The sequence below is a fragment of the Lysobacter sp. Soil_N_51 genome, assembly GCF_057655755.1.
On sequence record NZ_JBDGLR010000004.1, the window covers coordinates 262,621 to 276,742 of the forward strand.

9 protein-coding genes are annotated in these 14,122 nt (G+C 66.8%); 3 read left to right on the forward strand and 6 right to left on the reverse strand.

The window, feature by feature from the left end; translation table 11 throughout:
* The first annotated feature begins 283 nt into the window (after positions 1-283).
* On the forward strand, positions 284-931 hold the full coding sequence (locus tag AC3A4T_RS08890; protein WP_487675048.1) for a response regulator: 648 nt from the start codon (positions 284-286) through the stop codon (positions 929-931).
* 10 nt (positions 932-941) lie between these two features.
* Complete coding sequence (locus AC3A4T_RS08895; RefSeq protein ID WP_487675049.1) at positions 942-5,009, forward strand: ATP-binding protein; 4,068 nt, start codon at positions 942-944, stop codon at positions 5,007-5,009.
* A gap of 51 nt (positions 5,010-5,060) precedes the next feature.
* Here AC3A4T_RS08895 and AC3A4T_RS08900 read toward each other — a convergent pair whose 3' ends face one another.
* The 6 genes from AC3A4T_RS08900 to AC3A4T_RS08925 form a co-directional block, all read right to left on the reverse strand.
* Positions 5,061-6,275, reverse strand: a complete 1,215-nt coding sequence (locus AC3A4T_RS08900) for an NAD(P)/FAD-dependent oxidoreductase (protein WP_487675050.1) — start codon at positions 6,273-6,275, stop codon at positions 5,061-5,063.
* Positions 6,276-6,407: 132 nt separating this feature from the next.
* Positions 6,408-6,836: a hypothetical protein gene (locus tag AC3A4T_RS08905; RefSeq protein WP_215494451.1), complete on the reverse strand. Its 429-nt coding sequence runs from the start codon at positions 6,834-6,836 to the stop codon at positions 6,408-6,410.
* 299 nt (positions 6,837-7,135) lie between these two features.
* Positions 7,136-8,179: a copper resistance protein B gene (locus tag AC3A4T_RS08910; protein WP_487675051.1), complete on the reverse strand. Its 1,044-nt coding sequence runs from the start codon at positions 8,177-8,179 to the stop codon at positions 7,136-7,138.
* Positions 8,180-8,184: 5 nt separating this feature from the next.
* Positions 8,185-9,990: a copper resistance system multicopper oxidase gene (locus tag AC3A4T_RS08915; RefSeq protein WP_487675052.1), complete on the reverse strand. Its 1,806-nt coding sequence runs from the start codon at positions 9,988-9,990 to the stop codon at positions 8,185-8,187.
* A 187-nt stretch (positions 9,991-10,177) separates the two neighbouring features.
* Positions 10,178-10,669 carry a CopL family metal-binding regulatory protein gene (locus AC3A4T_RS08920; RefSeq protein ID WP_487675053.1) on the reverse strand — a complete coding sequence of 164 codons (492 nt, stop codon included), beginning with the start codon at positions 10,667-10,669 and terminating at the stop codon, positions 10,178-10,180.
* Between the two features lie 177 nt (positions 10,670-10,846).
* Entirely contained in the window at positions 10,847-12,340 is a 1,494-nt protein-coding gene (locus AC3A4T_RS08925) for an MBL fold metallo-hydrolase (RefSeq protein WP_487675054.1), read from the reverse strand.
* Positions 12,341-12,638: 298 nt separating this feature from the next.
* Here AC3A4T_RS08925 and AC3A4T_RS08930 point away from each other — a divergent pair, with 298 nt between their 5' ends.
* A complete protein-coding gene (locus AC3A4T_RS08930; protein WP_487675055.1) occupies positions 12,639-13,991 on the forward strand; it encodes a glycoside hydrolase family 16 protein in 1,353 nt (450 codons plus the stop codon).
* Positions 13,992-14,122: the final 131 nt, after the last annotated feature.

The following is a 14,122-nucleotide window of genomic DNA, read 5'->3' on the forward strand; positions in this document are numbered from 1 at the left end:
CGCCAACATTCGATCCAGGCGGGCAGGCGATAGAGCAAGCCACCGCAGTCGCAGCGCGCCACGACACTGCCCGCCATCGCCACGGTCGTCCAGGCCGGGAAGGCGCGGCGCGCAGGTGGAGCGGAGGAAGCGTCGGACCGAGGCACCGTGTCACCAGCGCCAACCGGATCAACGACTGTCGCCGCAGAGTCGGCGTTTCGAATCCCCGAATCGGGATTTCGAACTGAAAACCAGGCGATCCGGTGGGTGGTCATCCGTCAAGAGAATTCACTGTGAGCCTTGCATGAGTCTGCGCATCGCCCTATCCGACGATCATCCCGTGGTTCGCGCCGGCGTGCGCGCGCTGCTCGAAACCGCTTCGGGTCTGAACGAAGACTGGAAAGTGGTGGCCGAAGCGGCCAATGCCGACGAACTGCTGAACCTGCTGGCCGAAACCCAGTTGGATCTGTTGATCACCGATTTCTCGATGCCCGGCAGCCGCGCCGGCGACGGGCTGACCCTGATCAGCATGATCCGCCGCCGCTATCCCAATCTGCCGGTGATCGTGCTGACCATGATCAGCAACGTGCCGGTGCTGCGCGCGATCGCCGATGCCGGCGTGCGCGGCCTGCTCGACAAGGCCGCCGCGGCGACCGAGTTGCCGAACGTGGTGCGCTCGGTGATGCAGGGCCGCGAGTACTACGGCGAAGCGCTGCGCGGCGCGCTGGAAGGCAGCGGCGGCGAACGCGAGGAACACCAGGCGCTGTCGCCGCGCGAAACCGAGGTGCTGCGCCTGTTCGTGGCCGGCAATTCGGTCTCGGAAATCGCCGCCAAGCTGCATCGCAGCAAGCAGACCATCAGCCGCCAGAAGACCGATGCGATGGACAAGCTCGGCTTGAAGAACGACCTGGACATCTACGATTACGCCCGTTCGATGGGCCTGGTGTCCTGAGCCGGCGGGGATGCCGCGCGCGCTAGACATCGATGCGGCCTCGGCGGCGACGCCGCAAGCCGGGATGGCGACGGCCCCGTCATCGGCGTGGCGGCGCCGCTGGGCCTGCGCGCTGGTGTGCCTGCTGTGCCTGGGGCTGTCGCCGCTTGAAGCGCAGCATGCACCCGATTCCGTCTCGCAACCCGGCGTCGAGAACGCGGCCAGCGTTGCCGCTCCGCCGTCGGATCCACCCGCGCCGGACACAGCAGTCACCACCGTCAACCCGGCGACACTCGCCAGCGCGCAACGTCCGTCCGACGCGCCACGCGCGCCGACCTTGCCGAGCGTGGTGCGCCTGGCCGTGCCGACCTACGGCGCGATGCCGCACGCCGACTACAACCAGGGCAAGCCGCAGGGCATGAGCGTGGCGCTGATCCGCGAGATCCTCAGCGCCAAGGGCATCCGGCTGAAGTACGTGCCGCTGGCCAATGTCGAGGAAATCGCCAGGGCGATGTGCGATGGCCGGGTCGACCTGGCCATGAGCGTGACCCTGACCACCGCGCGCACCCGCTGCATCGCCTACACCGATCCCTACCTACAACTGGGGGTGTACGCAGTGCGTCACAGCGCCGATACCCGGGTGATCAACAGCGAAACCCTCAAGCGCATGCGCATCCCGGTGCTCAAGGGGTCGCAGATCCAGGTGCAGGCGCCGGACTGGTTTCCCAAGGCCCATTTGATCGAAGTCGGCAGCGTCGGCGAAGCGCTGCGGCTGGTCGAGGAGGGCAAGGCCGATCTGTACTTCGACACGCCGCCGATCATCCGCTGGCACCTCGAGCATCAGCGCTACCCGCATCTGAACGTCCTGGCCACCGATCAGCTGCCGGCGGCGATACGCGAGCCGGTGATCTCGATGCTGTTCACCGCGCCGCATGCGCAACTGCCGCTGTTGCGCATGATCGACGCCGAACTCAAGCGCGATCCCGAACGCATCGCGCGCCTGAGCACGCAATGGCTGGGCGAGGATACGCGTGACGAAAGCAGCACCGCGAACCTGACCAACGCCCAGCGCGAATGGCTGGGCAAGCAGCCCAAGCTGCGAATCGCGATCGCCGACAATTCCGCGCCGCTCAGCACGATCGACGGCGACGGCAAGGCCGAGGGCATCCTGCCGGACTACATCCACATGATCGAGGAACACCTCGGGGTGCAGTTCGAACCGGTCTTCGGCAACGGCTACAAGAGCGTGGCCAATGCGATGCTGACCGGAACCGCCGACATCGCCCTGGTGCCGATCGGCGGCCTGCCGGGCGAGCATTGGGTCTACAGCCAGCCGGTCGATCGCATGCCCACGGTGATCGTGACCCGGCACGACAACCCGGCCGCGATCGGCATGGGAAGCCTCGCCGGCAAACGGGTGGCGGTGAATCAACTCCATCGCATCGGCGCGGCGGTGCTCAAGGCCGCGCCGGACGCGCGCGTGGTCGGTGTGACCACCCACGCCGAAGGCCTGCGGCTGGTCGCGGCCGGCAAGGTCGACGCGCACGTGGGCAATCTGGCGGTGATCGATCAGGTCATCAACACCCAATTCGACCCGCGCTCGTTCCAGGTCGCGCCGGCGGACATGGAGGAAGACATCGCCTTCGTCGTCGACGAGCGCCTGGCGCCGCTGATTCCGATCATCGACCGACAACTGTCGGGCCTGTCGGAGGCCGAGCGCCAGCGTATCCACACTCACTGGATCAGCGCCGAGTACAACTACGGCCTGGCCTGGTCCAACGTGATCCTGATCTTGGCCGGTTCGCTGCTGGCGATCGCGGCGATCAGCGCGTTCTACCTGCGTCTGCGCCAGGAATCGCGCCGTCGCGAACTGGCCGACCGCAAGCTGCGCGAAGTCGCCGGCAATCTGCCCGGCGTGGTGTTCAAGGCCCAGCGCAGCGCCAGCGGGCATATCCGTTTTCCCTATCTGACCGGCCGCCCGGAGCTGTTGTTCGGGGTAGACGCCGAGCGCCTCGTCGCCGAGGAGCGGCTGATCTACTCGCGCATCCATCCCGCCGATCGACGCGGCCTGAGCCGCGCGATCACCGACGCCGCGCTGATCCGCGGCGAGATCAGCGCGGATTTTCGCGTGCTCACCGACGACGGGTCGGTCCGCTGGGTGCGGGTCAGCGCGCTGCCGCAACGTCCGCAACCCGACGACGATGAAGGCCAGGCCAGTTACGCCGGCTACTTCGTCGACATCACCGACGCCCATGCCCAGGCCGAGGCGCTGGCCGCGGCCAAGGAGCAGGCCGAAGCGGCGACCCGGGCGAAATCCAATTTCCTGGCGACCATGAGCCACGAGATCCGCACGCCGATGGGCGGCATGATCGGCATGCTCGAACTGATGGGCCAGTCCGACTTGAACGAGGACCAGAGCGTACTGCTCGGGCATATGCAGGATTCTGCGCGCTCGTTGCAGGACATCCTCGACGACATTCTCGATGTGTCCAAGATCGAGGCCGGCCATCTGCGCCTGGAACACGCGCCGCTGCAACCGCGCGTGCTCGCCGACGCGGTCGCCATGCACACCGCGTCGGCCTGCCGCAAGAAAGGCCTGCGCCTGGACGTGCATATCGACGCCGCGGTCGCGCGTTGCTACCTCGGTGACGCCATGCGGCTGCGGCAGGTGCTGCTGAACCTGCTCGGCAACGCGGTGAAGTTCACCGAGCACGGCGGCGTGTGGCTGGCGATGGGGCTGGACGAGGCCGTATCGCCGACAAACGACGGCGGCGCGGCTGCGCCGGCGCGGCTGCGCATCGAGATCGGCGACACCGGCATCGGCATGAGCGCCGAACAGGTCGCGCGCGTGTTCGAGCCATTCCATCAGGCCGACGATTCGACCTCGCGCCGTTTCGGCGGCACCGGCCTGGGCCTGTCGATCTGCCGCAGCCTGGTCGAGTTGATGGGCGGCACGATCCATATCGACAGCCGCGAAGGCGAGGGCACGCGGGTGATCGCGTCGCTGCCGCTGAGCCGGGCCGAACTGCCCGTCAGCGATCCGGCGCCGCTGCGGGTCGCAGTCGCGGTGCGCGATCCGCGCCGCGCTGATGCGCTGCGGCAGCAACTGGCGGCGCTGGGCAATCGGGCGGTCGAACCCGGCGACGCGGTCGAGCTGCTGTTCGTCGACGGCGAAGCGGCCGACACGGTGCGGGTGGTGCGCCAGCCGGATTCGGCGGCCGTGGCGGATTACCTCATCGACGCCAATCCGCTGCTGCATCTGCACGTCGTGCGCGCCTGCGCCTGGTGTCGCGATCCGTCCGGCGAGGGCCATGGCGACCGCCTGCCGCTCGCCGCGATCGAAGCGCCGCGCGCCGCGCGCATCCTGGTGGTCGAGGACAACGCGGTCAATCGCGAACTGATCCGCCGCCAACTCGCGCAACTGGGCTATGGCTGCGATCTGTGCGAAGACGGCAACGCGGCGCTGACCGCGTTGTGCAAGCAACGCTACGACCTGCTGCTGACCGACTGTCAGATGCCGCTGGTCGACGGCTACGCCCTGACCCGCGAGATTCGTGCTCGCGAAAACAGCGCTCGCGAGAGCAGCGCTGGCGAGCACGGCGATCGCGGCGGCGCATCGCGCCTGCCGATCATCGCCATCACCGCCAGCGCCTTGCCCGAGCAAGTCGATCAATGCATCGCCGCGGGCATGGACGCGTATCTGATCAAGCCGGTGCATCTGTCGCAATTGCGCGACACCCTGCAGCGATGGCTGCCTGCCGAGTCGGCCGACGAGTCGGACGAGACCGCGTCCGCCGCCGCGCCTGCGCTGGTGGTCGCGCCGGGGCTGCAGCAGGTGGTGCCGGTGCTGCTGCGCGAATTGCCACAGGATCTGGCCCGGATCGATCAGGCGATCGCCAGCGGCAGCGGCCTGGCCGCGGCCGCCGCGGTGCATCGCGCGGTCGGCAGCGTCGCCTTGTTCGATGTCGGATTGGCCCGGATCGGCCAGCAGTTGGAGGCGCAACTGCGAAGCGAAGCGGTGACCGATCTGGATCTGGCGGTGGCCGATTTCACCCGCGGCGTGCGCGGCCTGCAAGGACGCCTGGCCGCGACGCTTTGAACCAGACCGCCGCGGTGTTTCGCGCCTGACCGAAACAGCGGGCCAACCGCGTCAGCGTTCGCCGCGCTCGAACGAAAACAGCCGCGCCAGTGGATGCTTGCGGCGCTCGATCCGCGCCCGCACCAGGCCGGCGCCGATCATGCTGTAGGTGATGCCGTTGCCGCCGTAGGCCATCGCGAACTGCACGCGCGGGCCGTGTTGCTGATGCGGACCGAACCACGGCAGGCCGTCGGCGGTCTCGGCGAAGGTGCCGGCCCAGGCGAACGCCGGTTTCAACTGCAAGCGTGCGAAACGCTTGCCGACTTTCTTGACCAGTTCCTGCGCCTTCGACTCGACCCGGCGATCGCGCCGCGCCGGCAGGTCGATCGCATCGTCGCAACCGCCGACCACCAGCCGGCCGTCGCCGGTGCTGCGCATGTACAGATACGGCCGCGCCGATTCCCACACCATGGTGGTGTCGAGCGCCTGCAGTTCGTCCTTGTGCAGCGGATCGGTGACGAAGGCGTAGCTGCTGCGGTTGCGCGCCAGGCGCTGATCGATCCACTTCTGCGACGCGTAGCCGGCGCAGATCACCGCATGCTCGGCCCGCACGCGCAGACCGTCCTCGGTGCGCAGTTCGACCGAGCGTTGAGTCGCGCGCATGCTCTGCACCTGGGTGCGATCGAACACCTGCGCGCCGTTGCGTCGCAGCCGCGCGAGCAGGCGCTGAGCCATGCGATAGGGATCGACCGAGGCCGCGCATTCGCTGAGGATGCCGCCGGGCGCCTGCAGGCCGTAGTCGGACTCGAGCGCATCGGCGTCCAGCCAGCGCAGGGCCAGGCCATGCCGGCTGCGCAGCGCGGCTTCCTCGCGCAGCACCGGGATGTGGCCGGGCTTGCTGGCGTAGTACAGGCTCGCGTTGCGGCGGAAGTCGACATCGCGCAGACCGCGGGCGACTTCGCCCAGATCGTTGATCGCCTGGGCGCAGGCGCGATAGGCCAGAGCGCCGTCGGCCTCGCCGTATTGCTTGCACAGGTCGATCAGATGGGTGTCGATTTCGTATTGCAGCAACGCGGTGCTGGCGGCGGTGCTGCCCCAGCCGATATCGCGCTGTTCGATCACCGCGACTTCGTGACCGTGAGCGGCCAGTTCGTCGGCGATCAGAGCGCCGCTGATGCCGCCGCCGATCACCACGATCTCGCAGCGCAGATCGCGCTCCAGGCGCGGGAACGCGTGCATCAGGCCATTGCGGATCGCCCAGAAGGGATAGCCGCTTTTCAGGTCCACGGAATCAAACGCATGGGAGAGGGGGCGAGTAGGTCATGCCCCTAGCAGACCCGGCGCGACGTAACGGCGGGGTGATTGCATCGCGCCGATGGCGTATTCGATCGGCGTGACGCGGCGGCTACGGTGAAGCGTTCAGTGACGCACTTCGCTCATCGGCTGCACCACGTGCAAACCGGGGGAGGGATCGATCGCGAGTTCTTTTTCGAGTTCGAGCTGGAACTGTTCGAAGCTGATGCCGCGTTCGGCGACCTCGGTATTCGCCGCAGTGCGCAGCGCGCTGGAGCAGCCCAGGCGAACCTCCAGGCCGTCGCGCCGGTGCAGATCGGCCGCGCGTTCGAGCAGGGCCAGCACGCGCGCGGCGCTGTCCGAGCCGCCGACGATGCGGCCGCCCAGGCCGAGGGTCCATTCGCCTTCGCGGCGCACGATGCCGCCGAGCAAACGCCCTTGGGCGTCGCGCAGTTCGGCGTGCGGTTCGATGCTGGGGCCCGGCAACGGTGCGTTGCGGGCCTTGGCGATTTTGCGCTTCTTGGCGTCGCGGCGGGCCTTGGAGTTGATCGACATGGTGGCTCCTCGGTGAGGCCGGTTCGTCCTGGCCGAATCATAGCCTGTCGGCCGGTCGGGCTGAACCCGCGCGCGCTTTCGTTCAGCCAAAGCGCCATGAAATTCATAGGGATACGAGCGCTGGCCACGCCCGGGCTGGAACCCGGACGTGGTCGATGCAGCGCTCATGCAACCGACAACATGCTTGCGTTCACGCTTTGCGATAGTCCGCGCAAAGCGCCGATCGCTACCGGCAGCCTGTTCGTTCGGGGGCGTCGCCGGATTCGGCGACGCCCCGACTCAACGACAAACCACGTGGGTCAGAACCACACCCGCACGCCGGCCACCAACCGCGCATCGCCGTTGTCCTCGCCGGCGGCGCGGCGATAGTCGGCCGTGTCGCCGAACGCGCGTTCCCAGGTCACCCCGAGGTAGGGCGCGAACCGCCGGGTGATCTCGTAACGCAGGCGCAGGCCGGCTTCGACCGTGCTCAGGCCCGCGCCGATCCCGCGCTGCGGATCGTCGCGGCCGTACAGGTCGACTTCGATCAGCGGCTGCAGGATCAGCCGGTTGGTCAACAGCAGTTCGTACTCGGCTTCGAAGTTCAAGGCGGTGCGCCCGGCTTCGCCGATGTAAGCGGTCGCCGCGACTTCGAACTTGTACGGCGACATGCCCTGTACGCCGAACGCGGCCCAGGTCTGTCCCTGCTCGGGGCGCAGGTCGTGCTTGGCGCCGACGACCACGTCCCACCACGGCGAGATCGCGCGGCCGTACAACGCTTCCAGGTTGGCCGATTCGACGCGGCCGTCCTCGCGTTCGCCTTCGCTGCGCAGCCATAGCCGGTCGGTGTCGGTGCCGAACCAGGCCTGGCCTTCCCAGGCCTGGGCGTTGCCGTGCTCGGCGTCGACCGCTTCAAGGCGATTGATCAACACGTAATGATTGAACTCCGGCGCGTGCTGCATGTGCAGGGTGATCGGCGCGAACGCCGCAGCGCGATCGGCGTCGGTGGGCTGTGGGATCGGTTCGCGCGGTTCGCTGGCGGTGGCAGCGGGCTTGGTCCCGCTGATTTGCGAATGGTCCATCCGCGAATGGTCCATCTGGCTGTGATCCATCGGCGCGGGCTTGGCCTCGGGCGCGGCGACCTTGGTTTCGCCCGTGCCGGAATGATCCATGCCGGCGTGATCCATCTTCGAATGATCCATCGTCGAGTGATCGACCGCGGCCGCGGGTTTCGCCGGCGCCTTCTGCGTCGGCTGATGCGCGGCGTGATCCATCTTTGAGTGATCGTAACCTTGCGCCTGCGCGGCGCCGGCCAACACAAGCCCCAGACTCAGGGCGAGCGTGCGATAGGGAAGGGACGGCATCGTGTTCATTCCTCGACCCTCACTTCGCGCATCATCCCGGCTTCCATGTGGTACAGCAGATGGCAGTGATAGGCCCAGCGGCCGAGCGCATCGGCGCGCACGCGGTAACTGCGCCGGGTTCCCGGCGGCATGTCGATGGTGTGCTTGCGCACCTGGAACTCGCCGGCCTCGTTCTCCAGATCGCTCCACAGACCGTGCAGATGAATCGGGTGAGTCATCATGGTGTCGTTGACCAGGACAATGCGCATGCGCTCGCCGTAGGTCAGGCGGATCGGTTCGGCGCCCATGAATTTCTGGCCGTCGAACGACCAGGCGAATTTCTCCATGTGGCCGGTCAGGTGCAGTTCGATCTCGCGACTGGGATCGCGTCCATCGGGATCGTCGAACAGGCTGCGCAAGTCGCTGTAAGTCAGCACCTTGCGGCCGTTATTGCGCAGGCCGATGCCCGGGTCGTCGAGCTTGGGCGAGGTCGCCATCGCGCGCATGTCGATCAGGCGTTCGTCGCCCTTGGCGGATGTGGCCGCGGCGCCGTGCTGCATCGCGCCGTGATCCATGCCGGCCATGCCCATGTTCGCGCCGCAGCCGCCTTCCATGCCCTTCATCTTGCTCATGTCGTGAGCGCCGCCGCCCATCGCGCCGTGGTCCATGCCGCTCATGCCGCCATGGCCCATGTCGTCCATGGTCAGCAACGGCCGCGGATCGTGAGGCGGCACTTCGGCCTGCAGACCTTCGCGTACCGCCAGGGTGCCGCGCGCATGACCGGTGCGGCCGTTGTCCTGGGCGAAGATGGTGTACGCGTCCTGGCCGGCGGGTTCGACCAGCACGTCGAAAGTCTCGGCCACCGCGATGCGGAATTCATCGACCGTGACCGGATGGATGTATTGGCCGTCGGCGGCGACCACGGTCATCTTCAGGCCGGGGATGCGCACGTCGAAGTAAGTCATCGCCGAGCCGTTGATGAAACGCAGCAATACCTTTTCGCCCGGACGGAACAGCCCGGTCCAGTTGCCGGCCGGCGCGGCGCCGTTGAGCAGGTAGGTGTAGGTGTTGCCGTTGACGTCGGACAGATCGGTCGGGGTCATGCGCATGCGGCCCCATTCGCCGCGATCGCGCAGGGTCGCGGCGAGCCCGCGTTCGCGCGCGTCGCGCATGAAATCGCCGACCGTGCGCTTGGCGTAGTTGTCGTAACTCGACATCTTCTTCAGGCGCCGGAACAACGCTGCCGGGTCGAGGTCGGTCCAGTCCGACAGCAGCAGCACGTGCTCGCGATCGAAATGGAACGGCGCCGGTTCGCGCGGATCGATCACGATCGCGCCGTACAGCCCGGCCTGTTCCTGGAACATCGAATGGCTGTGATACCAGTACGTGCCCGATTGCCCGACCCGGAAGCGGTACACATAGCTTTCGCCCGGATGGATGCCGTCGAAGCTCAGGCCCGGCACGCCGTCCATGTTGGCCGGCAGGATCAGGCCGTGCCAATGGATCGAGCTCATGCCTTCGGCGAGACGGTTGGCGACCCGCAAGGTCACCGTGTCGCCTTCGCGCCAACGCAGGATCGGCGCTGGCAGACTGCCGTTGACGGTGATCGCCGGGCGCGTCTTGCCGGTGAAGTTGGCCAGGGACGAGCCGATCGAGAGATCGAATTCGGTCCCGCTCAATACCTGCGGCGCACCGGCCAGGGCCGGCGCGGCATAGGCCGAGCGCCAAAGACCGCTGCCCGCGGCGAGGCCGCCGACCGCCAGACCGGTGACGAAACGGCGACGGCCGGCATCGATCGATGCGCCGCCGTCGTCGGAGAAAAATCTGTTCATTGGGCTTCCCACAACTGGAAGAGTCGCGAATGTCTCGCGATGTGCGCAGCCTGCGATCCTTCCCAAATGGATGGTCGTCAAGGTGCGCGAACGAACGATGCCGACGCGTGCAGGGTCGCGAGAACGCTCGCGAGGCTGCGTGAAATCTGCGCGGAGTCGTAAACCGGGTCAGGCCCGGTGGTTGCGATCAGGCGATCGGAGGCCGGATCGGCAGGCTCGACACGCCGTTGGGCGCGGCCGCTTCCGGTGGCAGGGCGAGCGCGGGGCCGGGCAGGGCCGGCGCCAGACGCAGGGCGACCCGCACGATCGCGACCGCGTGGGTGCAATCACATTGGCAGCGGAAGTCGCCGCAGCAATCGTCGGGCTGGGACGACAACGTAGCGTCCGCGGACTGCGCGGTCGCCGCTTCGGCGCTGTGATTCATCGCGGCGTGGTTCATGCCAGCGTGGTTCATGCCGTCGTGATTTATGGCGGCATGGTCGATGCCGGCCGCCATGCCTTGGTGGCATTCGGCGGTCATGGACGACCCGCTCGATGCCGCATCGCTCGATGCAGCCGCGACGGCATGCGCTCGATGCATTGCGTGCGCGCCGCCGACGGTCATCGCCGCGGAGGCGTAACCGTTCAGGCTGATCGAGACGATCAGCACGATGCGCAGCAGGAGCGAGAAATAGGTCATGGGACGCCGGATCGAGTGCGGCACAGGATGGTGCAGGTGAACGCGAGTTTCAACCGTTTCGGCGATGCGCGCGTTAATGGATTGTGAGTCCTCGCCGTCGCGATCAACCTTCCCCTATAGGAAGGTTATCGATCCGGACTCGTCGATCGAGGCCTTCGACGCCGCATCGCGCAGGCCTCATTGGGCGAGGTCGCCATACTCGGTATAGATCACCCGTTCGACCCGGCCGCCACCGATGCGATCGCCGCGGCGTAGCTCGCCGCTACCTCGCGCCGGACGGATGAGTGGTTGATCCTCGATTCGCGCCGCGGCGGCGGGCGCGGTGATCTGCACGATCTGATCCATGTCCGGCGCGGCTTCGATCCGATGCGCCGCGAAGCGCTGGCTGCCGCGGCCGAAGCCGATCCAGCGCGAGGGCTCCGGCGTGCGACCCGCTTCGAACCGGCGGAAATGCACGATCTTTCGCACCGACACATCGATGTCGCGCGCGATCGGCGCGCCGCCGCGTTCGAAATGACCGCGATACAGGTCGGCCTTGAAATGCGCGTCGGGCTTGATCGTATCGGGCAACACCCAGCGCTGAGTCGGGGCGAGAGTGTAGTAGGTGTCCGGATGTGCGGCCGCATCCTCGCGATAGCCGCGCAACACCTCGGCCGGCAGGTTCGCTTCGAAAATCAGCTGATAGTGATGCGGGGGATGGAACATCGGCAGATGCGACAGATAGACCGCGTCGGTGCCGACCACCAGCATGCCGTGGGTGTTGGGCGGGTCGGCAAATTCTCCGGGCTGGGCGACACGGCCCAATACGAAATCGCCGCTGACGTGCTCATGCACGAAATCGCCGGCGTCGGTCAGCGCGGCCTGCCACTGCGCGATCTGCTTCGCACCCAGCGCCAGCGCGTGCTCGTGCGGCTGATACGGTCCGCCGAGCGGATACAGCACGCCGGGTGTCGTGCTCATCTCGATATGCGCGCCGAGCACGCGCTCGATCCGATGTCGCTGCGCGAACGCAGCCAGTCGCGCGGCGCTGGCCCGGTACGCGGCCAGATCGCGCACGGTCAGCAGCCCGGGATACAGCGTGTCGCCGCTGAACAAACTGGCGGTTTGCTTGTCGTAGATCGCGATATGCGCAGGTTCGTGCCCCGGCAGCGGCAACACGATCAGTTCGCGATCGCCCAGATCGAACGAAGCCTCGCCGTCGGGCCAGCGATCCAGGCCGAAGACCTTGGCGACCTGTTCGGGACGCAGACCGACGATGCGGGTGTCGGGACGATCGCCGAATTGCCTGTCGCCGTAGACGTGATCGCGATGACTATGGGTGTGGGCGACGGTCAGCGGCAGCGAACTAAGACCTTGCTCGCGCTGCCATTGCGTCAGCAGATCGTCGACGATTTCGCGCAGCGGCAGGCTGTTGTCGACCTCCGGTTCGGCGCCGGTGTCGAGCAACAAGGCGCGTTGCTTGCCGGCGATCAGGTACAGGAACGGCGCTTCGAAATTGCTGGCCCTGGATTGGCGCAACACCCACAAGCCCGGCGCGGCGGGCTCCACTTGCAGCGGAGGTTCGTCGCTGGCGCCGTGGCTCCAGCGCGAGGGCAGGGTAACGGTGGCGGCCCAGGCCGGCGACGCCGCGACCAGCACCATCCACAACAGCAAACGCGACAGCAAGTTCATATCAGTTCGGCGAAGCGACAAGGCCGGGATTATCGGCGATCGCGAATGCAAGTGGCCGATTTGTCGCGTCGAGTCCTACGCGCGCAGCGCTGCGCCGGCCACGCGTGCTGTCGTGCAACACGCAGCGTCTGGGTCTGGCCAGGGATTACCAACCAGCCCACATCCGGAATGTGAACCCGTCCCGATAAAAGGAAGCGCCGGAAATAAGCCGTTGACAGCGCTGTCATAGAAAGACAGCTTCGGCCGCGAACCCGGCGCGGCGCTTACGCGCGGGTCCGTCCCCCTTCAGGAGCGCACCATGAACTTCGCACGCGCATACGCAGTGTCCGCCGCGGTCTTGATCGCCGTCGGCGCCTGGTTGTCGCCACAGACCGCGCAGGCCCAGACCCTGGTCTGGGAAGACAATTTCAACGGCCCCTCGATCGACGGCGACAAATGGATCTACGACGTCGGCGACGGCTGCCAGATCGGCCTGTGCGGCTGGGGCAACAACGAATTGCAGTACTACACCAGCCGCCCTGAAAACGCGCGCATCGAGAACGGCAGCCTGGTGATCGAGGCGCGGCGCGAGAATTTCGGCAGCCGCGGCTTCACCTCGGCGCGGCTGAAGACCGAAGGCCGCATGCACTTCAAGTACGGCACATTGGAAGCGCGGATCAAGGTGCCCGACCTGCGCAACGGCCTGTGGCCGGCGTACTGGATGCTCGGCACCACCGGCAACTGGCCGGCGCGCGGCGAGATCGACATGCTGGAAATGGGCTCGGCCGCGGCGATCGCCGCCAACATGACCAACCGCCGCGTCGGCGCGGCGGTGCATTGGGACTACCAGGGATCGCACGCCAGCTACGGCCAGGATTTCAACAGCGGCAGCGATCTCAACGGCGGCTTCCACACCTATCGCATGACCTGGGACCCGCAGTTCGTGCGCGTTTCGATCGACGGCCAGCAGTTCTTCGAGTTCGCCATTTCCAACATCGAAGGCGCCTCGCTGCATGAATTCCACGCGCCGTATTTCCTGCTGCTCAATCTCGCGGTCGGCGGCAATTACACCGGCATTCCGACCGCGGGCGGCATCACCGCGCCGTTGCCCGGACGCATGGAGATCGACTACATCCGTCTGTATCAAAACCCGGGCAGCAGCCTGTACACCGGCGCCAATCCGCCGAGCGGCAAGTTCGGCGTGTTCACCGAACGCAGCGACATGAATGCACGTCTTAACTACAACGGCGATGCGAACCTGTACCTGTGGAACAACCTCACCCCGATCGCGGCGTCGCCGTTCGAGGGCAGCCAGTTGATGGCGTTCCGCGCCAACGCCGGTGCCTGGTATGGGCTGGGGGTGGCCACCGATTACAAGAACATGAGCCGCTTCGCGCCCGGCAAGCTGAAGTTCCATATGCGCACGACCACGCCATCGATCTTCAAGATCGGTATCAGCACCTCGTTCGGCGACAGCTGGATCGATTTCGTCAACGGCGGCCAGCAATACGGGCTGGTGCGTGACGGCCAATGGCATGAAGTCAGCATTCCGTTCAGCGCATTCCACGATCTGGATCTGCATGCGGTGAAACAGATGTTCATGCTGGTGTCCGATCCGCCGGGCAGCAACGTCGATGTGTTCATCGACAATGTCTACTACCAGGATTTCTGAGTCCGGAGTTCGCCCGGCGTGAGCCGGTGATCGATCCCGCGATCCGCGTCGCAGTGCGAACCTCACGCGCTGTGACGCGGTTCGCGCTTGGCCGGCTTGCGCAAGCGGCGAGCACGGATTACTCGCGTGTG

Coding starts and splice junctions, on each gene's coding strand:
- AC3A4T_RS08910 (WP_487675051.1), bottom strand. CDS start 8,179: ATGCCGTCCCTTCCCTATCGCACGCTCGCCCTGAGTCTGGGGCTTGTG.
- AC3A4T_RS08930 (WP_487675055.1), top strand. CDS start 12,639: ATGAACTTCGCACGCGCATACGCAGTGTCCGCCGCGGTCTTGATCGCC.
- AC3A4T_RS08920 (WP_487675053.1), bottom strand. CDS start 10,669: ATGACCTATTTCTCGCTCCTGCTGCGCATCGTGCTGATCGTCTCGATC.
- AC3A4T_RS08925 (WP_487675054.1), bottom strand. CDS start 12,340: ATGAACTTGCTGTCGCGTTTGCTGTTGTGGATGGTGCTGGTCGCGGCG.
- AC3A4T_RS08915 (WP_487675052.1), bottom strand. CDS start 9,990: ATGAACAGATTTTTCTCCGACGACGGCGGCGCATCGATCGATGCCGGC.
- AC3A4T_RS08890 (WP_487675048.1), top strand. CDS start 284: ATGAGTCTGCGCATCGCCCTATCCGACGATCATCCCGTGGTTCGCGCC.
- AC3A4T_RS08895 (WP_487675049.1), top strand. CDS start 942: ATGCCGCGCGCGCTAGACATCGATGCGGCCTCGGCGGCGACGCCGCAA.
- AC3A4T_RS08905 (WP_215494451.1), bottom strand. CDS start 6,836: ATGTCGATCAACTCCAAGGCCCGCCGCGACGCCAAGAAGCGCAAAATC.